We start from the raw sequence: 23,859 nt of genomic DNA, 5'->3' as shown, positions 1-23,859 counted from the left end.
AAATGAATTTTACACGGATAAATGCTGAGATTTTAGCTGAGATTAAAGTAGCCATAGGTAAAGAAAAAGTATTCACGGATATTGAGAGTTTGGAAAACTATAGTCACGATGAAACAGAGGACTTACATTACCAACCAGAAGTTGTAGTTAAACCAACCACTCCGGAAGAAATCTCCGAAATACTTAAAATCTGCAACAAATATCACGTATCCGTAACACCTCGTGGCGGAGGAACCGGATTGAGTGGTGCTGCCTTACCCATACATGGCGGGGTTTCGCTATCAATGGAGAAATTCAAATCAATAATTGATATTGATACAGATAATCTGCAGGCTACTGTAGAACCAGGTGTAATTACTGAAGAATTTATCAACGCTGTTGCAGAAAAAGGGTTGCTTTATCCTGTTGATCCAAGCAGCAAAGGTTCTTGCTTTATTGGTGGAAATGTTGCTCATGGTTCTGGCGGACCCAGAGTTGTCAAATATGGAACTATTCGCGAATATATATTAAATCTTGAGGTGGTTTTGCCCGGCGGCGATATCATCTGGACAGGCGCGAATACACTTAAATATGCGTCAGGATATAATTTAACACAATTAATGATTGGTTCGGAAGGAACCTTGGGCGTGATTACCAAAATTGTGACCAAGCTTTTGCCAAAGCCAACACAATCTGTATTAATGTTGGCTTCCTTCAGCACCAACGAAGATGCTTGTACCGCAGTTTCTGAAATTTTCAGGGCTGGGGTTACGCCATCAGCTCTTGAATTTATGGAACGGAAAGGAGTGGAGTGGGTAATTAAATTCGATGATATCAAATTCGATTTAAAAGATAATATTGCCGCTTTATTATTGATTGAATTTGATGGAGATGATTTGGACGATATCTTTAAAAATTGTGAAAAAACCAATGTTGTTTTAGAAGAACATAATTGCAAGGATGTTTTGTTTGCCGATACGGCCGCTCAAAAAGAAGAACTTTGGAGAATGCGAAGAACGATGGGCGAATCAGTAAAATCAAATTCGGTATATAAAGAGGAGGATACAGTCGTTCCGCGTGCAGCTTTGCCGAAATTGATCAATGGAATCAAAGAAATCGGGTCTAAATATGGTTTTGAGAGCATTTGTTATGGGCATGCAGGAGATGGAAATCTTCATGTGAATATTATTAAAGCTGGAATGAGCGATGAGGATTGGAATGGTAAACTTAAGTTTGGCATTACAGAAATTTTTGAACTTACCACAGCTTTGGGCGGAACCATATCTGGAGAACACGGAATCGGCCTGGTACAAAAAGAATTCATGCCGATTAAATATTCAGAAATTCATTTAAATTTAATGCGTGGCATTAAAAAGGTTTTTGATCCGAAAGGCATATTAAATCCTGGAAAAATAATGCCTGATACTTTATACCCCTAAGCTATAAAAACAATCTCCATAAATTTGGAAATACAATCAAGAAGAAATGTATGTTTTAAATTGGCGTTTTTAAATTCTTTCAATGTAAACATTAGAAAAGTAATTTTCCCTTGAGCGGGCTAAGAGGTTAACTGCTCAAAGCCCAACATCCTCTGTTTTTCGGCCTCAGGAATCACTGTAGGTCTGTTTGTTGTATAGTCAATCGCTATACAAACCGTTTTTCCTTTGCTACAGATCACTTCTTCTGATCCTTTTATCTTAACTATTTGATAGTCGAGGTCGAAACTGGTGTTCCCAATTCTTGATGTTTTAACGTGGACAGCTATTTTATCATTCGTAACGATTGGTAGAATATAGTCCAATTCCGCATGAGCGATTACTATCCCTGTTTTTTTCCAATCCCATTTTACGATCTCTTCCCAATATTTAGTTCTGGCAATTTCTAGGTAAGTAAAGTAAACCGAATTGTTTACATGGCCCATCATATCAAAATCTACAAACCGAAGGTGAATATTCGTTTTATAGTTAAATTCATCAGAAAATCGTTGAATTTCTGTCAATTTGTCTTTTGATTTGGAAATATTTTGCCAAAATGTCTTAAAAATCATAAATATTTGGTTTGGTATATAAGTTGAATAAGGTGTAGTATCAATTTAAAATTAAAAAAAATAAAGAATAAGAGATATGACACTAGTAAAATTTAACAACAGAACCCGTAACACAGCTCCTTACTTTAACAATGTTTTCGATTCATTGTTTAGCGATGCGATAACTAAAAATAAAATGGTTGATAAATCTCCAAATGTGAACATCAGCGAAAATGAAACTGCCTATGTTATTGATATCGCAGCTCCAGGCTTAAAGAAAGAAGATTTTCAAATCAATTTGAAAAAAGATACGCTTTCTGTTTGGGCAGAAGTAAAAGCTGTTGAAACAGAGATTGCAAAGGATTATACCCGTAAAGAGTTTGATTACAGTTCATTTGCGAGGTCATTCAATTTACCAGATAGTGCTGATGGAGATAAAATTACTGCCGAATATAAAGATGGTATTTTAACCATTAACATCAGCAAGAAAGATGATGCTAAATTACAACACAAAGAAATTGTAGTATCATAATTAAGATATTCTCGAGAGAGGGTTTTTCATAATAGTTTAAGTTTAGGTTTTATAAGGTTAGCGTTGGATGACGCTAACCTTATTTTGTTATATGATATTGCTTCATTTGTTGTTAGTTTATTACTATTAGCATAGTGAACAAATGAACCAATTACTAATTACCAATTGAACTAATGAACCATTTTCGTACTTTTGCGGCATGGAAAGAGAAATTCTGGATACTAAACGTAAAGCACTTAAAATAAACCTTGACCCAAGAATTTACGGCACTTTTGCCGAAATTGGAGCCGGGCAAGAAGTTTCACGAAACTTTTTTAATGCTGGTGCAGCATCTGGAACTGTTGCTAAAACGATGTCTGCCTATGATATGACCTTTAGTGATGCCATTTACGGAGCAGAAACAAATGGACGATATGTAAGTCAGACCAGACTTTTACAAATGCTCGACCATGAGTTTGGCCTGCTTAATGAACGTTTATCAGGCGAAAAATATGAAAGCAGAACATTCTTTGCCTTTGCCGACACCGTTACAACCTTAAATTATAAACGTACCAATGAACCACACGGATGGGTTGGGATTCGTTTTCAAAATGAACCCGGAGGCTTACCAAATGAAATATTTTTTCACGTTCGCTTGCTTGATACCGATGTGAATATGCAACAGCGTGTGCTGGGCATTATAGGCGTGAATTTACTTTATGCCGCATTTTATCATTATCAGGATCCGAAGTTGATGGTTGAATCGTTAGCAGATAATTTAACCATTGGTTCAGTGGAAATCGATTTAATCTCTGTTAAAGGCCCTGCTTTTCCCGGTGTGGATAATATCTTACTTAATCTGTATATGATTATGAAAGATTTTTCTGCAGCAGCTATTTTTGATGCAGACGCGCACCCCCGACAAGCTAAAGATTTATTATACAAGAAAGATATCATGATTTTAAGAACCAAGTATGGGCAAAAATCATTGCCGAACTTTAATTTGTTTAATAAAGCGACAGAACAGTTTAAACGTACAAACCAGGTGCATGATGAAAACCTTGCGGTAATGATTGAAGTATTGTTAACCAATGTTTTAACTGATGCGCAGGAAACGCCTGACGATATTGACCTGGAAGCTGTGGCAAAACGTACACAAGAAATGTGTGATACAGGAAACATCGTTATCGTTTCAAACTTTACACGTCATAATCGCCTGGCGAAATATTTGGCCCGTTGTAAACCTAAAAGTGTTGGCCTGGCCACCAACATTAACAACTTAAAATTTGTGTTTAATTCAACTAACTTTAGTGGCGAAAATTATTCTGGTCAGTTGTTAAGTTACGTGAATGATATGTTTAATACGAATGTACGGCTTTTTGCTTATCCATTTTTAGATAAAAAGACGAATCAGGTCATTACAACGGAAAATATGCCTGTAACGCCAGAGGCAAAACCTCTTTTTGATTTCTTGTTAATCAATGGATATATTACAGATATTCGTGATTACAGCGATGATGAGGTAAAAACTGTTTAGATTTTTTAGGGGATTGATTTTAAGAAACAATTTTTTCGTTAACCACATCTCAATCATTTTTTGATCGTAGCTAAACAAAAGCATCTTTGGTTTTGAAATTATAGACTTCTTAATATAGAACCCGAACCGCTTACATTCAAATTGTGGCTTATACCACACTTTAATGCAAAGTTATTTCGTTGATGGCCCACCGGGAAATCAAAGGCAACAGGATAGTTGTACTCTTTCACTTTTTCCAAAACGATATCGTAAATGGTTTTGCCAAACTCCTCGCCAACATCATCTGGTTTAACTTTAAATCCTCCAACAATTAAACCTTTTAAATGCTTAAGCTTGTTGCTGCGCTTTAGGTTCCAAAGCATTCTATCTATACTATAAAGATATTCTCCGGTATCTTCTATAAATAAAATTTTGTCCTTTGTAGCCAAATCCGAATGGCTTCCGGCTAATGTTTCGATAATACTTAAGTTTCCGCCAACTAATACACCATCTACTTTTCCTATTCTGTTGTTAATGTTTACCGGAGCGGTATAGGCAATTTGCTCGCCAATTAATGCATTTTTAATAGATAAAATCGTTTCAATTTGAATAGGCTCGGCCTTGGTCCAATCATCAGGAAAGCTGTTACACATTTTGGAATGAATGGATGCAATTTCATAATTTCTGGCTAAATGGCAATGTAAAACAGTAATATCACTAAAACCGATTATCCATTTAGGATTTCTTCTAAACATGGTAAAATCCAGTTTATCAATTATTCTGACAAGACCATAACCTCCGCGTGCGCACATAATCGCTTTGATATTCGGATCATCCAGCATTTGTTGAAAATCAGTTAGTCTTTCTTCATCCGTTCCACCATAAGTAAAATCACGTTTCCCAATAGTTTCGCCAACCTTTACGCCAAAACCCCAGCTTTGCATTTGCACAACCGAGGGTTGAATTTGTTCCATGGTAATATAACCCGCCGGACTTGTTATTCCAATTATATCGCCCTGGTTTAAATATGGAGGAATTTTAAACGCTGAACTTTCGTTTTCTATTATATTTGCAAAAGTTTTAAAAGTGGGAAGTACTGTTGCGGCAGCAATAAATGAAGAAAGGAAATGTTTTCTGTTCATCTAGATTTTAGAATATGATCATTAGCAAAAAGCTAATATAAGATTTAAAATTCTGGCACAAAAGAAAAGGGATTTATATCCATAAATCCCTTTTTTTAAACCAAACAAATTAATCTGTAAAAGATTAGTATAATGTGAATTATATAGATAACCTCGAATGAAATAAATTGTTTTGAGATTTTGGAAAAAAAAATATGAGCCATGCTTAACCACTACTTCGTGCCAAATTCAGAATTCCTCAAACTAAACCACCCTAATTTTCGTTATCATTTTATGCGTATATTTTTTATAATCTGCTTATCTTTAATTACTTATTCAGCTGTTGCACAAGTGAAAATACTTACGCTTGATGATTTGGATAAACGTATCGCTAATGGAAAAGATACTACTTATGTGATTAATTTTTGGGCTACTTGGTGCGCTCCCTGTGTTGCTGAATTGCCCAATTTTGAGAAATTACGTGCAGAGAATTTGAAGAAGCCTGTAAAAGTGCTTCTCGTGAGTTTGGATTTTAAATCAAAACTGCAAAAGGAAGTAATTCCATTTGTACAAAAGAATAACATTAAAGCTGAGGTTTTTCTTTTGAACGAACCAGATCAACAGCAATACATTGAACGAATAGATGGTAAATGGTCAGGCGCCATACCCGCCACCTTATTCGTAAATAAAAAAGTCAGGCGGTTTTATGAAAAGGAATTTACTGAGATAGAATTGAAAAATACTTTGTTAAACTTAAAATAAGATGATCATGAAAAATTTGTTTCTAATTGGTTTTTTGTTGCTTTCAAGTGTTGCGATTGCACAAACAGAAGGATATAAAGTTGGCGATGTGGTTAAAGATTTTTCGCTGAAAAACATTGATAATAAAACAGTTTCGCTTGCAGATTATAAAGATGCCAAGGGATATATTGTTGTTTTTACCTGCAATACCTGCCCGGTTGCAAAGGCTTATCAGGATAGGATTTCAACATTAAATGCAAATTATGCTGGTAAAGGCTATCCGGTTTTAGCAATTAATCCTAACGATGCAGGAGCGGTGCCTGATGAAAGCTTTGAAAAAATGCAAGCCTTGGCTAAGGAAAAGAATTTTGGTTTCCCTTATTTATTAGATCCAGATCATGTGGTTACTAAACAGTTTGGTGCTTTGAAAACACCTCATGTTTTCATCCTGAACAAAACTGATAAAGGTAATGTTGTAGAATACATCGGTGCAATTGATAGCGATCCGGAAGGAGAAAATGCCAGCAAGGTAAATTATGTTCAAAATGCAATCAATGATTTGTCAGCAGGAAAGAAACCTGAAGTTGCATCAACAAAAGCAGTTGGTTGTAGCATAAAATGGAAAAAGGGATAGTAATATCCCTTTTCTTTTTATCATTCTGAATGTAGTTTGGATCTTCTCATGTGTACCGACATGAATTATTTCGGTGTCAAAGATGTTTTTTCACACTTTGAGATTCTTCAATAAGTTCAGCATGAAAATGAGTTACGCAACTTCATCGAAATTAGTTGCAGTAGCTAAAGCTTTCCAATCTTCCATATCCTTCTGCACGTCAGCAATTTTTAAGTTAGCTAAGTGGTAAGCATCAGGACCTAAAAATAAATGCAAAGGTGCATTTTCAGCATCAGCAGCGGCGATAATTACGTCGGCGCCTTTTGCCGGATTACCTGGTTGGTTATTGTTAATATCGTTTTGATGTGCAGATTGTGCATCACGTACTTCTTGGTAAGCGCCAATTGGCATGTTTGGTACAGCTAATGAAGCTGGTGTAAGAAACTCCGTTCTGAAATAACCCGGCTCAACCACTGTTGCCTTAATACCGAAAGATTTTACTTCTGCCGCAAGCGATTCAGTAAAACCTGAAACTGCAAATTTAGTTGCACAATAAATTCCGAAACCCGGAAAGTTTCCGTAAAAACCACCAATAGATGAAATATTAAAAATATGACCTGATTGTTGTTTTCTCATTTGTGGCAATACTTTTCTAATTACATTAAGCGAGCCAAATACATTTACATCAAAATTTTCACGCGATTCTCTGTCGCTCAGTTCTTCCAAAGCACCTATCATACCATAACCGGCATTGTTTACCACTACATCAATTTGCCCGAATTTAGCTATTGTTTTTGCAACCGCTTCTCCAACGCTTTCATCGTTGATTAAATCAACGGCTAAAGGCAAAAAGTTTTCATGTTCACCAACTGCTTTTGATAGGTCGTTCAGGTTTCTTGATGTGGCAACAACACTGTTTCCGTTGCTTAATAATTTTTTAACTAATGTAAGTCCGAGACCTTTAGAGGCACCCGTAACAAACCATACTTTTTTATTTTCCATGATTTTATCCTTTTTATTTAAGGCAAAATTACATGGAGAATGACCATTGGCTATTACGCCATTCAAACCGATGATTGCAAAATTCAAACAATTCGATAGGAGGTAGGTGTTTGATTGGTGAGTTTCTTGAAAAAGTTGTTGAAATGAGCCGGTTCTTCAAAGCCTAAGCAATAACCGATTTCTGAGATATTCCAGTCCGTATGTTTTAGCAAGGCTTTAGCTTCACTCAATAATCGTTCGGTAATGTAATGAGTGGTTGTTTTACCTGTGGTTTCTTTAATTGCCCGGTTTAAGTGATTTACATGAACCGAAAGTTGGGATGCATAATCTTTAGCCGAGCGCATTGTAAACCTTTGCGCTGGATTTTCTATTGGAAATTGACGTTCCAGCAATTCTGTAAAAACAGATGTAATTCTTGTATTGGCATCAGTATGTTTAAATAACGTTTCTGAAGGTTGCATTTTAAGTGCAAAGTGTGCAATTTCTGTTATGTAATTACGTAATAAATCGTATTTGTAAATATAATCGGTGTTAATTTCTTCAAACATTTTCAAAAAAATGCGTTCTGTCAGTTTATCCTGATGCTCATCTAAAATGTAAGCAGGCTTTCCACCTACAGCAAATGTAGGTAAATCGCCAATGTTTCCCCTGATTTTTTCATTAAAAAAAGCCTCTGTAAAAATGCAGAAAAATCCGGTTACATCTTTCATGTCGCCACTTGCAAGTTCCCAGGTATAAGGAACAAGCGGATTAAAAAACATTAATGCTGTTCCATTTATTTCGATGCTTTTATCCGCATAATGGTAAACGTTATGACCACGAATAAGTGATATCTTATAAAAATCCCTGCGGTTATAGCTCATTGAGAGTGTATGATCGCTAAGGCAATCTTCAAGGCGAAAAACATTAAAATGGCCAACATTATTTTGCAGGTTATCGGGCAAGAAACTAAATTTCTTCTGATAAAAATCTTCTATACTTTCTGTTGTGCTCATTAATCAAAGTTACAAAATTCAAACTAATATCTCTATAAAACATAATCATTTCATTATGCTTGAAAATCCTTTAAAAATATAAGAGATCTTATCATCTCAAAAAGGAGATTCTCATGATAAATAGATTTGGATTTAATATACCAATCGGTATATATTTGTGCCGTAATTCAAAACAACATGACCAAGGCAGAGAAAACCAGAAATTTCATTGTAGAGAAAACCGCACCGATTTTTAATATGAAGGGCTATGCAGGCACATCTTTAAATGACATTACAGCTGCCACTGGTTTAACAAAAGGCAGTATTTATGGCAACTTTGCCAATAAAGATGAGGTTGCATTAGCAGCATTTGATTATAATTTGAATAATAATGTTTCCAGGATAGAGGCTGCAATGAGTGCCCAAGCTACAGCTAAAGGAAAACTTCTGGTTTATGTAAGTATTTATCAAAATTTCATTGTCGGAACAATTTCTAAAGGCGGTTGCCCGATTTTGAACACCGCTACTGATGCTGATGATACTCATCCGGCATTACGGGAAAAAGCTTTGAAAGCTGTTTTGTCCTGGAAAAAAAGAATAATAAAATTGGTAGAGGAGGGGATTGCCAACAAGGAAATCAAAGCAGATTCAAATCCTGAGCAGATCGCGCTAACAGTTATTGCAATGATTGAAGGCGGCATTATGATTTCACGCTTAACGAATAAACTTGCTCACTGGGATTTAATTATGGATTCATTAAAAAAATATATCAACAGCCTCGGCTAAAAAATTTTAAACTAAAATATACCGATTGGTATAAAATAAAAATCACAAATATGAAAACTTCACAAAACACAGTATTAATTATCGGTGGAACAGCTGGTATTGGTTTAGAAATTGTTAAAAAACTAACCGCATTGAATAACCATGTTATTGTTACGGGTAGAAATAAAGACCGTTTGGATATTGCTGTAGCAGAACTAAAAAACGTTACTGCAATTCCTTTTGATGTAAGCAAAGCAAATGAGGTTGAAAATCTTGTTGAGCGTATCGGCAAGAATTTTCCGCATTTAAATGTGGTTATCAATAATGCCGGGAGAGCTTTGCTTTACAATTTGAATGATGAGACTCAGGATGCATTTGCCAATGCCGAAGAGGAAATGCTGACCAATTATTTATCAATTGTTAGAATGAATCAAAAATTATTACCCATTTTAAAACAACAGCCTGAGTCTGCAATTGTAAATGTTTCATCAATTGTGGCTTACGTACCTGGCATTAATTTACCAGGTTATGCTGCAAGTAAAGCTGCTTTACATTCTTACACAACCGCTTTAAGATTAAGCCTGGAAAATACTTCTGTTAAGGTTTTTGAATTGATGCCACCATTGGTTGATACCGAATTCTCTAAAGAAATTGGTGGTCATAACGGAATCAAACCATCGGTTGTTGCCAATGAACTTGTTGCTGCGTTAGCAAAGGATGAGTTCGAAATCAGAGTTGGAGATACAGCTAAAATTTACGAGTTGTTTCGACATTCGCCAGCTGATGCATTAAGTGTTATGAATGCGGATAGATCAACTAAATAATTTAATAGCAGGAATGAAGAAGAAAATAATATTTGCCTTTATTATGGCAATTTTCACAACAGGAATCGTGACCTTTGCGGCGATAAGTGTAAATATGGGTTTTGGAGCAAGTTTTATGAAAGTTTGGCTAAAATCATGGGGCATTTCTTATGTAGTAGCCATTCCTGCTATATTAATAATTGCACCAAAAGTACAGGCTTTAGTTGATGATCTGTTCTCATAGAAAATAAAATAATAAATGAAACGAGTAGTAGTTACAGGTTTAGGCGCAATAACACCTCTTGGTAATACTGTAGAAAGCTTTTGGCAAAATATTTTAGCAGGCAAAAGCGGTGTAGGTCTGATTACCAAGTTCAATACCGAAAAATACAAAACCAAATTCGCAAGTGAAGTAAAAGATTTTAATGCTGAAGAATTTCTGGATAAAAAAGAACTTAAAAAGTTTGATTTATTTACACAGTATGCAATTGCATCAAGTGACCAGGCAATTAAAGATGCCGGATTGGATTTTACCGCGATGGATAATGACCAACTTGCGGAAGTTGGTGTGATATGGGCAACGGGAAATGGTGGAATTTCTACCTTCGAGCAGCAACTTGCAGAGTTTCATGCAGGTGATGGAACGCCAAGGTTTAGTCCGTTTTTTATCCCAAAAATGATTGTGGATATTGCCGCTGGTGTAATTTCAATCCGCCATAAATTACGTGGACCTAATTACTGTACGGTTTCGGCTTGTGCATCATCTAACACCGCGATTATAAATGCTTTCGATACCATCAGATTAGGAAAAGCAACTGTAATGATTGCAGGTGGATCTGAAGCTGCAATAACTGAAGCATCGGTTGGAGGTTTTAATGCCGCTCAGGCTTTATCTAAAAGAAATGATGATCCACAAAGTGCATCAAGACCTTTTGATGCCGACAGAGATGGCTTTGTGATGGGAGAGGGTGCGGGCGCATTGATTCTTGAAGATTTAGAGCACGCCTTAAATCGTGGTGCTCATATTTATGCTGAAATTGTTGGTGGTGGTATGGCTGCTGATGCCTATCATTTAACAGGAACACCTCCTGATGGAATTGGTGCTTTTTTAGGCATGACAAAAGCACTAAAAGATGCCGGGATTTCTGCTGACAAAATCGATTATATTAATGCACATGCTACTTCAACAGGTTTAGGTGATTTGAGTGAACTGCATGCCATCAAAACTGTTTTTAACGATTTGCCCGTTATTATTGGCGCTACAAAATCCATTACAGGTCATTTGTTAGGTGCTGCCGGAGCAGTGGAAAGTTTAATCAGTATTCTGGCCATCAGAGATAGTATTATTCCGCCAACAATAAATACTAAAAACCTGGATGAAAATATCCCCGAAGGATTAAATATTGTTTTAAATGAAGCGGTTAAAAAAGAAATCAACTATGTGTTAAACAATACTTTTGGTTTTGGCGGACATACGGCAAGTACAATTTTTAAGAAGTATAAGGCTTAATTGCCTTATACTTTATTTATCCATTAAAAGATTTACCAACTCTTTTAATTCTTCTACTTCTTGCTCAAGTTTTGTAATGCGATTTTCCCATTCAGAATTATCTGCAATTTGAACAGTCTGGGTTTCATTTTCTGTTGCGTTCTCTTCAGCTTGTTCACCTAACAAATGAACAAATCTGGCTTCTTTTTGCCCCGCCTTTTTAGGTAGTTGCTTTACAAATGCAGGTTCCTCATCCGAAAGTTTTTGGAGTTGTTCTAAAACTTCTTCAATATGATCAAATTCATATAACCTTCCTGAATTACTATTGATTTCACCAGGAGTTAATGGCCCGCGTAAAAGTAAAAGACAAATAATGGAAAGCGCTGATGGAACCAGTGGATAAACAATTCCGAGATTGTGTTTATACTTGGTTGCCCTGCTCGAACCACCAGTTGCAGTGGAAATCAAGCCTTTTATCTTCAATGAATTTAAAGTTAAAGTAACGGTTTCTTCATCATAATTTACTACCGGATTTCTGGAACTTTTTTGATTACAAGCCGCAGTTAAACTATTTAAAGTCATTGGGTAATAATCAGGGGTAGTTCTGCTTTTTTCAATTAACGAACCTAAAACGCGTTGTTCTTCTGCTGATAAATCGGGGAGTGGTTTTACATTTTCCATCTTATAAAAATAGAAATTGACTTCACATTTCGAAAATTATTTGTGATTAATCTAAGTTCCAAAGACTCAATAAAAAGATTATGGGACCCTGAATGTCACAATACAGTGAAATGAATTCAACATGACGAACGTTTATTGCGAATCTGATAGCTTTGTCTTTAAATTTAATAAATATGATAACCGCAAAAGGATATGCTGTTCACAGCCAAACAGATCAATTAGCTCCATGGAGTTTCGAGAGAAGAAACGTTGGACCAAAAGATGTTTTGATTGAAATTTTATTTAGTGGAATTTGCCATTCTGATATTCACCAGGTAAGAAGTGAATGGGGGCCAGCGCGTTACCCAATGGTTCCCGGGCATGAAATTGTTGGTAGAATTGCTGAGGTAGGAGCAGCTGTTACTAAATTTAAAGTTGGTGATTTAGCCGGCATTGGCTGTATGGTAGATAGCTGTAAAGAATGCCCAACTTGTAAAGGCGGTCAACAGCAATTTTGCGAGAAAGCCGAAACCGTTTGGACATACAATAGTGTAGAACGTGATAAAGTTACACCGACTTATGGTGGCTACTCAAACAAAATTGTTTGTACCGAAGAGTTTGTGGTTCATATTTCTGATAAGTTACCTTTAGCTGGCGTGGCACCTTTGCTATGTGCAGGTATTACCACTTATTCGCCAATAAAAAGATGGGGAATTAAAAAAGGGCACAAAGTTGCCATTTTAGGTTTAGGTGGGTTAGGTCATATGGCAGTTAAGTTTGCTGTGGCTTTTGGTGCAGAAGTAACGGTTTTAAGTACCTCACCATCAAAGGAAGCAGATGCTAAGAAATTAGGAGCGCACAATTTTGTGGTTACTAAAGATCCGGAACAGCTTGTAAAGTATGCTAAACATTTTGACTTTATCATTGATTCAGTTTCTGCTCCACATGATTATGAAATGTATTTCAAATTATTGAATGTTAATGGTGTTCATATTTGCGTGGGTTTACCTCCAGAGCCGTTAAAGTTTCCAGGCTCTGCATTAATGCATGGAAATAGAGTACTTACTGCTTCTAGTATTGGAGGTATTGAAGAAACTCAGGAAATGCTTGATTTCTGCGCCGCTCATGACATTGTTTCGGAGATAGAGGTAATCAATATCAATTACGTAAATGAAGCCTATGAAAGAGTATTAAACAGCGATGTTAAATATCGTTTTGTTATTGATATGGATACGATTTAGTGTTCTGCAATTCTCAGCACGTCGTCATACTTAATGCTGCATCTTAATAGTGAATTAGCTTGAAATGGATTAGTATGATGACTGTTGTTGTAAAAATGACCAGTCACAAAACAAAAATGGCGAACCAAAATTAGTTCGCCATTTTTGTTTTTGATATATTCTGCAATTTATTTTGCAGTAGTTTTACCGCCATAAGCAGCAGCTAATTTTAACGCTTCATAAGCATTAACAATACCACCGCTGATACATAAGTCAGAAAAAGGAACTGAAACTGTTTCGGCATTTTCGTCTTCTCCTTTTTTATATGAAACGTTGTGGTTAACCTTGGTTACTGACTTCACAATGATCTCTTTTACTTGTGCTGCAGTTAATTTAGGATAATAAGAACGGATTAAACCTGCTAAGCCGGCAACAACTGGCGAAGCCATACTCGTTCCGTTTAAATTTTTGTATTTAGAACCAGGAACTGTAGAGTAAATTTGAACACCTGGTGCAAAAACATCTACCTGTGTTTTGCCAAAGTTAGAGAAACTGGCTTTTAGTGTCTCATCATTCTTTGGCCCAGAGGCACCAACTGTAATCCACGATGCAATGGTTTTTTCATCTAAGTCTTTGTGATTAGGAAAATTGTTCTCTACATCTATATCTTTGTTTTCATTACCTGCTGCCTGAACAATTAAAACATCTTTTGATGCTGCGTATTTCATCGCTTCGTTAACAACTGCTTTATCCCAGCTATATGCTTTACCGAAACTCATGTTAATTACTTTTGCACCATTATTTACCGCATAACGAATAGCGTTTGCTACGTCTTTGTCGCGTTCATCGCCATTTGGCGTACAACGAACACCCATAATTGCTACATTATCGGCAACGCCCATAATGCCTAAATTATTTGTTCTGTCTGCCGCAATAATACCAGCAACATGAGAACCGTGCATTGCATCAGGGCCAGCTACGTCATTATTTCCGTAGAATTTTTCTTTAGAATCATCAGGATTATCTCCAACGATGGCACGAGGATCATAATCAATATTCAAATTATATTCAGCCTGGCGGGTGTAGTATTCTAAACCTTCAACAATTTGATCTTCATAAAAGTCTTTAAAACTAGCATTAGCGAGCTGATTAATCAAAATGTTTTGAATGCGTCCTTCAACTTCAGATGATGGTTTGAAGTTTTTGATGTCTTCAAGGGTTGGGTTTTCTTTACCAATTTTCTTTACCACACCATCTAATGCATTTTTAAAGCCACTTATACCTGCAAGTCCTTGTTTAGCTTCGGCTAATTGTGTCTCTAAATCTGCTCGTTGAGCTTTAAATTCTTCCCAATCTTTCTTGTCTTTTTCGGCAACATTTGCATCAGTAGTGTTTGTAAAACGAGCCTGATTTTTACGAACTAAACGGGTTAACTCCAAAGTTTCATAGTTGATGGACTCTTTTGGCCCACCAATGAAATTCCAACCATGAATATCATCTGCATATCCATTTTTATCATCATCCTTTCCGTTTCCCGCAATTTCTTTTGTATTTACCCACATGATCCGTTTAAGATCTTCATGTGTTGCCTCAACACCGCCATCATTAACCGCAACAATTACTTTGGTAGATTTCTTACCTTTTAAAAGTTCTTTGTATGCTTTTTCTGTACTAATTCCGAATATAGAATCCGTTTTAAGATCAAGATTTTGCCAGTTTGCTTTTTGTGCATTTGCTAAAAAAGGAACTACACTTAAGAATGCAGCACTTAACAGCGCTCTAAAAATTCTACTCTTATTCATTTATTTATTTTTGTATTAAACGGCGAAAGTTAATTTTAATTTTTCCATTTCTTATAAAATGTATTAAAAATAATGCTTTTCACACATTTATAAATCATAAAAAATCCCAAATAGATTAAATTTGGGATTTAAATCGTTCTGATAAATTATATTTATATATTGGGTTATTTTAAAGTTAAAGCAATTTTCTTAGCCATTTCATCGTGTTGTTGAATAACGGCCAGGGTTTTGGTTGCCCAGGTTTTAAGCTGAGTATCGCGGTTTTGTGCTCCTTCTTTAAATAGGGCCACTGTTTTTTCATGATCGGCAACCATCATGCCCATGTAATGCTTATCAAATATTAAACCTGTGGTTTTTTTCATTTCATCCAGATGAATCTGATCTTCAGCTGGTAAAGCATCAGGAGTAATTATCTTTTTCTTTACTGCCAATTCTTTTAATTCTACATTGGCTTTAGTATGATCTTCCAGCATCTTTGCAGCGAAATCTTTTACTTCCTGGCTTTTAGCATTCTTCTGTGCTATTTTCGCTGCTTCAACTTCCATAATACCACCAACAGCTGCTTTTCTGAGAAAGGTTGCACCAGCCTCATCCAAACCTGATTCAGTGCTTTCGGCCCCTGTAACGTGGTTGCCATTAACCATGGTGGTATCTCCTGAAACGCTATCTTTAGTTGTTGATGATTTTTTATCTGCTATTTGGCAAGCGTCAAAAGTAATGAGTAGTGCAATTGCAGTAGATAATAAAAAGATCTTTTTCATTTTTTCCAATATTTTGTTGTGTATTGAAAACACCAGAGGCAGGAAAAGGTTTTTGAATTTAATCTCAGGCAAGATCCTGATATACATCAGGAACAACAATTCCCATATGTGTTTCTGGATTTTGAAGCGATGTAAAACCAAATTGCTCATACAAACCATGTGCATCTGAAGTGGCCAGTTGATAACGGCGCAATCCTTGTAAATCAGGATGGAAAATCATGAATGACATCAGTTTTTTTGATAATCCCTGGCCACGGTAAGGAGCTTCAATGTAAACATCGCAAAGCCATGCAAAAGTTGCCCGGTCAGTTACCCAGCGAGCAAAGCCTACTTGCAAATCATCTTTATATATACCAAAGCACAAAGAATGTTCTATGGAGCGTTGAACGGTTTCAAAAGGAATGTTTTTAGCCCAATAAGATTCCAAACTTAAATAACGGTGGATAGAATCTAACTTGAGCAATTCCTTTTTATCAGAAAAAATAAATCCGTTTTCGCTTATCTGCATTTGAATAATGTTTAAGTGTTGAACTGGTTAACTGTTTAATCGTAATAATGGTTAACTGTTTAGTTGTTTAAATTGATTAACTGTTTAATCGTAATAATGGTTAACTGTTTAATTGTTTAAATCGGTTAACTGTTTAATCGTAATAATGGTTAACTGTTTAGTTGTTTAAATCGGTTAACTGTTTAATCGTAATAATGGTTAAATGATTTGAATGTTGTTTACTGGTAAACTGTTTAGTTGCAATGTGCAGTTAATTAACCAGTTAACAAATTTGAACAATTAACCAATTTGAACAGTTATACAATTTATACAATTAACCAATTTAAACAGTTAATCAATTTAAACAGTTAACCAATTTGACCAATTAACCAATTTAAACAACCACCCTAATTACGCATATTAATATATTGCAATGGCTGGCCAAAATCTTCAGCACGGCAAACGGAAATTACTGCCTGAAGATCATCTATTTTTTTTGCAGTAACGCGAACCTGATCATCCATGATTGCAGGTTGCACCTTTAAACCACTTGCTTTTATTTTGGCGACAACTTTTTTGGCAGCTTCTTTATCCAGCCCTTCCTTAATGGAAATCTCTTTACGGATCATATTTCCAGATGCAATGGTCTCCTTGCCAAAATCCAAACTTTTCGGGTCCAAATTTTGTTTCATCATTCTGGATATAATAGAACCCTCAATAGCCTTTAAACGCATATCATCTTCGGTAACAATGGTTACAATATTTGTTTTTTTATCTAAATCTATGGTGCTTTTCGAGCCATTAAAGTCAAATCTGTTAAGAATTTCCTTTTTGGCATTATTAATCGCATTATCAAGTGTTTGCGCATCAACTTTACTTACAATATCAAAAGAAGGCATGGTTTTAGCTTTAAATTAAAAAATTAAGTAGATTTAAGAACAATTAAATCGATCTCACAAAAAAACGAAAAATAATATGAAAACCACTAAAGCAAAGTCTCAAAAAAAAGCAACCAAAAAAGAAGCTAAAAAACAATTAGAGCAATCTATTACTGCTCAGTTTTTAGATGTAATTAAAAGTTTAGGCCATGATGCATCAGAGATTAGTACCGAAGTGGCGAAAGCAAGTAAGCGTGTAGCTAAAAAACTGACTAAGAAATTCACGGTCATAAAATCGGATGTTGGTCATAAAATTGATGATTTATTGAATACTTCAAAAGCAAAAACCAAAGAAGCCGGGAAACCAGTAGTAAAAGCAGTCAGTAAGGCTGAAAAATCTGCAGAAAAAGTAGTTAAAAAAGCAGTTTCAAAAGCTAAGCCTGTTGTTCAAAGTGTTAAAGTAGCAACAATAGCTTCTGAAGAAAAAGCCGAAAAAGTGCTGTCAAAGCCATTATCTACCGCAAAAAAGGTTGTGAGTAAAGTAACAGACCAAGCAAAACCTAAAGTAACAGCAGTTAATAAAAAGACGACTGCACCGGCAACAACCCAGGCAGCTGTAAAAAAAGATATAGACAAAACAGTTGATCAGGCTAAATCTACACCTGTAAAAACCACCAAACCAACAAGTGCCGTTAAAGCAAATACAGCAAAAAGAGCGCCTAAAGGGCCTGTAAAGAAATGATTTGTTAACGTTAACAATTAGATTTATTAACATTGATTTAACAAATTAATGTGCAGTTTTGAGCATTCCTGTATAGGTGGGATTTTTTATTTTTTTTAATGAGCAAGAAGAAGATACCGTTTTTAAACCGTGAAATAAGTTGGTTATATTTTAATGACCGGGTATTGCAGGAAGCAGCAGATGAAACTGTACCACTTATCGAACGGATCAAATTTCTATCTATCTTTTCCTCAAATTTAGAAGAGTTTTATCGGGTGCGCGTGGCCACAATGTCAAGGCTTACCAATTTGAATGATAAGGCGAAAGCGCTTTTAGGTTTCAATCCTAAAAAGATTCTTAATGAAATCAAGAACATTGTTGTAAAGCAAGAACGGAAATTTGACCAACTGTTCCAGGCTACGCTAATAAATGAACTTGCACAAAACAGAATTTTCATTTTAAATGATACTCAATTAAACGTAAGCAGGGGCGAGTTTGTAAAAAATCATTTCAGAGATAAAATTTTATCCAACCTGGTTCCAATTATGCTGGATATGGATAAACCATTTCCAGAGCTTAAAGATAGATTTCTATATTTTTTTGTAAAACTATCAAAAAAAGACACGAGGTTAAGAGAGAAATATGCATTAATTGAAATGCCACCGAGCTTACCCAGATTTTTGGTGCTGCCCGAAACCAATGATTTGAAATTTATTATTCTTGCTGAAGATATCATCCGTTATTGCCTTGATGATATTTTTTATGTTTTCACTTACGATAACCTAGAGGCTTATTCCATTCAGCTTACCCGTGATGCTGAACTGGATATTGATAAAAACATTAATGATAAGTTTATTGAAGACTTAAAAAATAGTTTGGAAAAACGTAAGAAAGGCAAGCCAATGCGTTTACTTTACGATTCTGCAATGCCTTTAAATATGTTAACTGTTTTAGTTAACAAGCTTAAATTAGAAGCCGAGAGTTTAATTCCAGGCAATCGCTATCATAAATTTGGCGATTTCATTGCTTTCCCTAATGTAGGAAAGAAAGAGTTGGAGTATACACCGAATGTACCTTTAAAAGTGCGTGATTTGCATAGAACTCAAAGTGTTTTTAATAAAATTGCTCATAGAGATTACCTCGTCAATCTCCCTTATCAATCATACGATTACATTATTTTATTTTTACGTGAAGCGGCGATTGATCCAAAAGTAACAGAGATTCAAATTACACTTTACCGCCTGGCTGAAAATTCAAAAGTAATTAATGCTTTAATTAATGCGGCTAAAAATGGTAAGGCGGTTTCTGTAGTATTAGAACTAAAAGCGCGTTTTGATGAGCAAGCCAATATCTTTTGGACAACCCGTTTAATGGAAGAAGGTGTTAAAGTAAACTATGGCTTAACCGATTATAAAGTTCACTCTAAAATTTGCCTCGTAAAGCGCATGGAAAAAGATAAAGCGGTTTATTATGCAAATTTAGCCACAGGTAACTTTAACGAAAAAACAGCTGGCTTATATTGTGATCATAGCATTTTCACGGCCAAAAAAGAGATCACCAACGATTTGGTAAAACTTTTTGACGCGCTTGGAAAAAGGACCGTAACAAAAGGTTTTAAGCATTTAATTGTTTCTCCGCTGGAGAGTCGTTCAAAACTGATTAATTTCATTAACAGGGAAATTAGAAATGCCAGGGCAGGTAAGCTGGCTTATATCATGCTGAAAGTTAACAGCCTTGCTGATGAAGGAATCATCTCAAAACTTTACGATGCCAGTAATGCCGGTGTTAAAATTCAGCTCATTGTAAGAGGAATTTGTTGTCTGGTTCCAGGTGTTAAAGGCTTCAGTGAAAATATCACTGCAATTAGTATTATCGATAAATTTCTGGAACACGCCCGTGTTTATATTTTCAGCAATAATGGCAAAAACGATATGTACCTTTCATCAGCAGATTTAATGAGCAGAAACTTTGAACATCGGGTAGAAGTAGGGTTCCCTGTATTAGACCCGGATGTTAAGCAGGAAATTCAGGATATTATTGATTTGCAACTCCAGGATAACACAAAATCCAGACAAATTAATTCACTAAATAATAACAAATACCATAAAAACAGATTAAGTAAAAAAATCAGAGCGCAAGTGGATATTTATAACTATTTAAAAACCAAGCACCAATCATAATGTTAAGATACGCAGCTATAGATGTCGGTTCGAACGCAGTGAGGTTACTTATTGCAGATATTAGCAGGCAAGACGGAAAGTATAAATACAAAAAAAACACTTTAATCCGTGTGCCTTTACGTTTGGGAGATGACGCCTTTCTGGATCAATATATATCGGATAAGAAAGCTGGAGATTTGATAAAAACAATGGTTTCTTTTAAAAACCTAATGGATGTTTACCATGTTTCTGAATATTTAGCGTGTGCTACATCAGCGATGCGTGAGGCCAGAAATGGCCAGGATATTGTAAAACTGATTAAGCAGGAAACTGATTTAACCCTTGAAATTATTGAAGGGCAACGGGAAGCCAATATTATTTATGCCAACCATATTGAAGAAGACTTAGACGAAAACAAAACTTACCTGTACATTGATGTTGGTGGTGGCAGTACAGAATTATCGGTATTTGTGAAAGGTGTACCTGAAGCATCTAGATCTTTTAATATTGGAACCATCAGGATGCTGGATAATCAGGACAAAGAGGAAACCTGGGAAGAAATGAAAGAATGGGTTAAAGATAATACCAAAGCAAATAAACATTTAGCAGCAATTGGTACAGGAGGAAATATTAATAAGCTGTTCAGGATGAGTGATGAAAAGGATGGTGCACCAATGTCTTTACAAAAATTAAATTCTCTTTATAATAAACTGATCAGTTATTCATTAAAAGAGCGTATAAATATTTTGGGTTTAAATCCAGATCGTGCAGATGTGATTATTCCCGCCAGTGAAATCTACCTAACTTTAATGAAATGGGCCGGAATCAAGCAAATTTATGTACCTAAAGTAGGCATGGCCGATGGTATTATAAAGTTATTGATTGAAGAGAAATTAGCTTAAGCAGTATCATTTCCATTGAAGGCTAATTTCATAAAATACTTAACCTCTTCGTTCAAGTCTTCTTTTAAGTAAATTCTTAAATGATGATTGAATTGATTTGTACCAGGAACATTGGCAATTTTATTAAAGCACAAATTATCATCAAATGATTTGTTAAAAGGAAAAACCACATGAACAAAATTTTTACCCAATTGTGTGATGTAGGCAAAACGCCGTGTGGATGCTATCGCAATCATTGATTTTGTTGGATGAAGACTTACATGTCCAAAAGTATTCAGTTCATCTATAAAAAAACGGAATAACCCCAGGGTGTATTCCGTTTTTCCATTTAAAAAGTCTGATAGTTGTTTATCGCCAGACATATATTTTAATCTTCTAACAATTTAGTGGCGGCCTCATCAGTAAAGAAAGTTAATTTTCCATCAATAGGATTAATCAATTGTGAAGGATACTGGTCCACATCTTTCTGTTCATCACCAATAACATGTTTTATAGCCTCGGCTTTATTCTCGCCAAAAACAAGGAAAGCAATGTTTTCTGCCTTGTTTATGAGTGGAGCTGTAAAACTAATTCGATAAGTATTTAACTTCTCTACAAAAACGGAAGCTACGTTTACTTCTTCATCTTTTACTAAACTGGTATGAGGAAATATTGATGCTGTATGTGCATCATCACCCATGCCTAACAGAATTAAATCGAATACAATGTCTTCACCTTTAAAGTGCCTATCTATTGATTTTTTGTATTCTATGGCTGCTTTTTCAGGAGCAAGGTTAGTATTCACATAAAAGATATGATCATCTTTTATGTTTAATGGATCAAGCAAAGTTCTCTTCGCCATTAAGCCATTGTAATTCTCATCATCAGCCGGAACATTACGCTCATCACCAAAAAAGAAGTAAACCTTTTCCCAATCAATTCGATGCTCACACTCTTTAGCCAGAAACTGGTAAAGCGCTTTAGGTGAACTTCCGCCGGTAAGCACGAAGTTAAAACGATCATTCTCTTCTATAGAAAATTCTGCTATCTTGATGATATAATCAGCGAGGTCTTCCGTAAGTTCTTCAAGCGTTTTGTAAATCAGTAAATTCATTTTTTATCTTTTATCATCATTGCGAGGTACGAAGCAATCTTAATGCTGTAAATTTTGAACAGCAAACCTGTTAAATCGCTTCCTACCCTGCAATGACAGGATGAAGGTTTAATCTTTATTCTTCAACGGCAAATTAAACCAGTGAAAACCATCTCTGGCAATAAGTGCTTCTGCTTCTTCCGGCCCCCAGCTATCTGCAGGGTAGTTAGGGAAGTTAATTGATTTTTTACTTTCCCAGGTATTTAAAATTGGCATTACCAATTCCCAGGCAGCTTCAACCTGGTCTCCACGCATAAATAAAGTTTGATCACCCATCATTGCATCAAGAAGTAATGTTTCATAAGCCTCCGGTGAATCGCTATCGTATGTTCCTTTATAATCAAAAACCATATCAACAGGGTTTAAAACCATATCTAAACCTGGTCTTTTTGCCTGAACCTGCATGCGAATGCTCATTTCCGGTTGAATGCTGATTACCAGACGATTTTGCTGCCAGTTTTCAGTTACTCCTGAAGAGAAAATCTGATGAGGCACATCTCTAAATTGAATAGTGATTAGTGAGGAAGTTTGATTTAAACGTTTTCCGGTTCTTAAATAGAATGGAATACCTTGCCATCTCCAGTTATCAATATGAAATTTAACCGCAGCAAATGTTTCTGTATTGGAATGCGGATCTACGCCTTTTTCCTGGCGGTAGCCTGGTACTTCTTTTCCTTCTACCCAACCTTTGCTGTACTGACCGCGAACTGTGTTAAAGCGAATTTCATCAGCCGAAAAAGCACGTACGGCTCTTAAAACCTCTACTTTACGGTTTCTGATTTCATCAGCATCGAAATTAATAGGGGCTTCCATGCCAATTAAACATAATAATTGTAAGAGGTGATTTTGAATCATATCACGCAATGCCCCGGCACCTTCATAATAACCACCGCGATCGGCAACACCCAATTGCTCCGTTACCGAAATTTGAACGTGATCAATATATGATCTGTTCCACAAAGGTTCAAATAAAGCATTTGCAAAACGAAAAGCCATCATATTCTGAACAGTTTCCTTACCCAAATAATGATCTATACGATAAATCTGCTTTTCTGTGAAAATAGTACTCAGTAAAGCATTTAACTCTTTTGCCGATTCTAAATCATGACCAAATGGTTTTTCAATTACAATACGGCTATTATCTTCATTTTGAGTGAGTTTGTATTTCTGTAAACACTCTGCAATTACAGGGAAGAAATTTGGTGCAACCGCTAAGTAGAATATAACTTGTGTATCGGCACCATATTCGTTTTGATATTTCTCTACTGATGCTTTTAAATTTTCGAAGGTTTTCGGATGTGCAAAATCTGTCGGACAATAATGGATGGTGTTTCCAAATGCATCCCATTTATCTTTTTTTACTTTTCCAGTCCGTGAGAATTCATTAACAGCCTCTTCCAAAGCACCCTTATAACTTTCATCTGTAAATTCAGTTCTGCCAGTGCCAATGATGGCGAATTTCTCAGGCATGTAACCCTCAATAAATAAATTGTACAGCGCAGGTGCCAGTTTTCTTTTGTTTAAATCACCTGTACCACCAAATATTACAAATATTGTCGGGTTTAATGCGGTTTTGATTTTCATTTTATGTCGGGAT

25 protein-coding genes are annotated in these 23,859 nt (G+C 35.7%); 13 read left to right on the top strand and 12 right to left on the bottom strand.

Features of this window, described 5'->3' with window-relative positions:
- Window positions 1–2: 2 nt before the first annotated feature.
- Entirely contained in the window at window positions 3–1,418 is a 1,416-nt protein-coding gene (locus DU508_RS01920; protein WP_115401162.1) for an FAD-binding oxidoreductase, read from the top strand.
- A 119-nt stretch (window positions 1,419–1,537) separates the two neighbouring features.
- Here DU508_RS01920 and DU508_RS01915 read toward each other — a convergent pair whose 3' ends face one another.
- The gene (locus tag DU508_RS01915) at window positions 1,538–2,026 is read right to left on the bottom strand and encodes an acyl-CoA thioesterase (RefSeq protein WP_115401161.1); all 489 of its coding nucleotides are present in this window, start codon (window positions 2,024–2,026) and stop codon (window positions 1,538–1,540) included.
- Window positions 2,027–2,102: 76 nt separating this feature from the next.
- On the opposite strand from DU508_RS01915, the gene DU508_RS01910 reads away from it, so the two are divergent.
- Window positions 2,103–2,537: an Hsp20/alpha crystallin family protein gene (locus DU508_RS01910; protein WP_115401160.1), complete on the top strand. Its 435-nt coding sequence runs from the start codon at window positions 2,103–2,105 to the stop codon at window positions 2,535–2,537.
- Window positions 2,538–2,736: 199 nt separating this feature from the next.
- A complete protein-coding gene (locus tag DU508_RS01905) occupies window positions 2,737–4,053 on the top strand; it encodes a nicotinamide mononucleotide adenylyltransferase (RefSeq protein WP_115401159.1) in 1,317 nt (438 codons plus the stop codon).
- A 98-nt stretch (window positions 4,054–4,151) separates the two neighbouring features.
- Here the strand turns inward: DU508_RS01905 and DU508_RS01900 are convergent, their stop codons facing one another.
- Window positions 4,152–5,174 (bottom strand): S66 peptidase family protein, encoded by a 1,023-nt coding sequence (locus DU508_RS01900; RefSeq protein ID WP_115401158.1) that lies wholly within the window; start codon window positions 5,172–5,174, stop codon window positions 4,152–4,154.
- Between the two features lie 273 nt (window positions 5,175–5,447).
- Here DU508_RS01900 and DU508_RS01895 point away from each other — a divergent pair, with 273 nt between their 5' ends.
- Window positions 5,448–5,915 carry a TlpA disulfide reductase family protein gene (locus DU508_RS01895; protein ID WP_115401157.1) on the top strand — a complete coding sequence of 156 codons (468 nt, stop codon included), beginning with the start codon at window positions 5,448–5,450 and terminating at the stop codon, window positions 5,913–5,915.
- Window positions 5,916–5,922: 7 nt separating this feature from the next.
- Window positions 5,923–6,528, top strand: a complete 606-nt coding sequence (locus tag DU508_RS01890; protein WP_115401786.1) for a thioredoxin family protein — start codon at window positions 5,923–5,925, stop codon at window positions 6,526–6,528.
- 132 nt (window positions 6,529–6,660) lie between these two features.
- On the opposite strand, the gene DU508_RS01885 is transcribed toward DU508_RS01890, so the two are convergent.
- Together DU508_RS01885 and DU508_RS01880 are read right to left on the bottom strand one after the other, a co-directional pair.
- Window positions 6,661–7,509, bottom strand: a complete 849-nt coding sequence (locus DU508_RS01885; protein ID WP_115401785.1) for an SDR family NAD(P)-dependent oxidoreductase — start codon at window positions 7,507–7,509, stop codon at window positions 6,661–6,663.
- Between the two features lie 83 nt (window positions 7,510–7,592).
- On the bottom strand, window positions 7,593–8,504 hold the full coding sequence (locus tag DU508_RS01880) for a helix-turn-helix domain-containing protein (RefSeq protein WP_115401156.1): 912 nt from the start codon (window positions 8,502–8,504) through the stop codon (window positions 7,593–7,595).
- Between the two features lie 126 nt (window positions 8,505–8,630).
- Between DU508_RS01880 and DU508_RS01875 the strand changes: the two genes are divergently transcribed.
- The 4 genes from DU508_RS01875 to fabF are packed head-to-tail and all read left to right on the top strand — an operon-like array spanning window position 8,631 to window position 11,561.
- Window positions 8,631–9,269: a TetR/AcrR family transcriptional regulator gene (locus DU508_RS01875; RefSeq protein WP_233509378.1), complete on the top strand. Its 639-nt coding sequence runs from the start codon at window positions 8,631–8,633 to the stop codon at window positions 9,267–9,269.
- Between the two features lie 50 nt (window positions 9,270–9,319).
- Entirely contained in the window at window positions 9,320–10,072 is a 753-nt protein-coding gene (locus DU508_RS01870; protein ID WP_115401154.1) for an SDR family oxidoreductase, read from the top strand.
- Between the two features lie 13 nt (window positions 10,073–10,085).
- Window positions 10,086–10,295 carry a DUF2798 domain-containing protein gene (locus tag DU508_RS01865; RefSeq protein WP_115401784.1) on the top strand — a complete coding sequence of 70 codons (210 nt, stop codon included), beginning with the start codon at window positions 10,086–10,088 and terminating at the stop codon, window positions 10,293–10,295.
- Between the two features lie 15 nt (window positions 10,296–10,310).
- Window positions 10,311–11,561, top strand: a complete 1,251-nt coding sequence (gene fabF / locus DU508_RS01860; RefSeq protein WP_115401153.1) for a beta-ketoacyl-ACP synthase II — start codon at window positions 10,311–10,313, stop codon at window positions 11,559–11,561.
- A gap of 12 nt (window positions 11,562–11,573) precedes the next feature.
- On the opposite strand, the gene DU508_RS01855 is transcribed toward fabF, so the two are convergent.
- Window positions 11,574–12,221 carry a YceH family protein gene (locus DU508_RS01855; RefSeq protein WP_115401152.1) on the bottom strand — a complete coding sequence of 216 codons (648 nt, stop codon included), beginning with the start codon at window positions 12,219–12,221 and terminating at the stop codon, window positions 11,574–11,576.
- 173 nt (window positions 12,222–12,394) lie between these two features.
- On the opposite strand from DU508_RS01855, the gene DU508_RS01850 reads away from it, so the two are divergent.
- Complete coding sequence (locus DU508_RS01850) at window positions 12,395–13,441, top strand: NAD(P)-dependent alcohol dehydrogenase (RefSeq protein WP_115401151.1); 1,047 nt, start codon at window positions 12,395–12,397, stop codon at window positions 13,439–13,441.
- Window positions 13,442–13,608: 167 nt separating this feature from the next.
- Here DU508_RS01850 and DU508_RS01845 read toward each other — a convergent pair whose 3' ends face one another.
- The 4 genes from DU508_RS01845 to DU508_RS01830 all read right to left on the bottom strand — a co-directional run bounded on the left by DU508_RS01845 (window position 13,609) and on the right by DU508_RS01830 (window position 17,369).
- On the bottom strand, window positions 13,609–15,222 hold the full coding sequence (locus DU508_RS01845; RefSeq protein WP_115401150.1) for a S8 family peptidase: 1,614 nt from the start codon (window positions 15,220–15,222) through the stop codon (window positions 13,609–13,611).
- A 164-nt stretch (window positions 15,223–15,386) separates the two neighbouring features.
- Window positions 15,387–15,983: a DUF4142 domain-containing protein gene (locus tag DU508_RS01840; RefSeq protein WP_158542114.1), complete on the bottom strand. Its 597-nt coding sequence runs from the start codon at window positions 15,981–15,983 to the stop codon at window positions 15,387–15,389.
- 64 nt (window positions 15,984–16,047) lie between these two features.
- On the bottom strand, window positions 16,048–16,491 hold the full coding sequence (locus DU508_RS01835; RefSeq protein WP_115401148.1) for a GNAT family N-acetyltransferase: 444 nt from the start codon (window positions 16,489–16,491) through the stop codon (window positions 16,048–16,050).
- A 386-nt stretch (window positions 16,492–16,877) separates the two neighbouring features.
- Window positions 16,878–17,369 (bottom strand): YajQ family cyclic di-GMP-binding protein, encoded by a 492-nt coding sequence (locus DU508_RS01830; RefSeq protein ID WP_115401147.1) that lies wholly within the window; start codon window positions 17,367–17,369, stop codon window positions 16,878–16,880.
- A gap of 76 nt (window positions 17,370–17,445) precedes the next feature.
- Between DU508_RS01830 and DU508_RS01825 the strand changes: the two genes are divergently transcribed.
- From DU508_RS01825 to DU508_RS01815, 3 genes are all read left to right on the top strand, one after another.
- On the top strand, window positions 17,446–18,090 hold the full coding sequence (locus tag DU508_RS01825) for a hypothetical protein (RefSeq protein WP_115401146.1): 645 nt from the start codon (window positions 17,446–17,448) through the stop codon (window positions 18,088–18,090).
- 98 nt (window positions 18,091–18,188) lie between these two features.
- On the top strand, window positions 18,189–20,249 hold the full coding sequence (ppk1, locus tag DU508_RS01820; protein WP_115401145.1) for a polyphosphate kinase 1: 2,061 nt from the start codon (window positions 18,189–18,191) through the stop codon (window positions 20,247–20,249).
- Window positions 20,249–21,130 (top strand): Ppx/GppA phosphatase family protein, encoded by an 882-nt coding sequence (locus DU508_RS01815; RefSeq protein ID WP_115401144.1) that lies wholly within the window; start codon window positions 20,249–20,251, stop codon window positions 21,128–21,130. Before ppk1 ends, DU508_RS01815 begins: the two co-directional genes overlap by 1 nt.
- Here DU508_RS01815 and DU508_RS01810 read toward each other — a convergent pair.
- The 3 genes from DU508_RS01810 to zwf form a co-directional block, all read right to left on the bottom strand.
- Window positions 21,127–21,492 (bottom strand): DUF5655 domain-containing protein, encoded by a 366-nt coding sequence (locus tag DU508_RS01810; protein ID WP_115401143.1) that lies wholly within the window; start codon window positions 21,490–21,492, stop codon window positions 21,127–21,129. The genes DU508_RS01815 and DU508_RS01810 overlap by 4 nt on opposite strands.
- 5 nt (window positions 21,493–21,497) lie before the next feature.
- On the bottom strand, window positions 21,498–22,223 hold the full coding sequence (gene pgl, locus DU508_RS01805; RefSeq protein ID WP_115401142.1) for a 6-phosphogluconolactonase: 726 nt from the start codon (window positions 22,221–22,223) through the stop codon (window positions 21,498–21,500).
- A 108-nt stretch (window positions 22,224–22,331) separates the two neighbouring features.
- The gene (gene zwf / locus DU508_RS01800; RefSeq protein WP_115401141.1) at window positions 22,332–23,846 is read right to left on the bottom strand and encodes a glucose-6-phosphate dehydrogenase; all 1,515 of its coding nucleotides are present in this window, start codon (window positions 23,844–23,846) and stop codon (window positions 22,332–22,334) included.
- Window positions 23,847–23,859 lie beyond the last annotated feature (13 nt).

It is taken from the genome of Pedobacter chinensis, assembly GCF_003339865.1.
Taxonomy (GTDB): domain Bacteria; phylum Bacteroidota; class Bacteroidia; order Sphingobacteriales; family Sphingobacteriaceae; genus Pedobacter; species Pedobacter chinensis.
The sequence above is the reverse complement of the archived record's forward strand: the minus strand, read 5'-3'. Positions and strand labels throughout refer to the sequence as shown.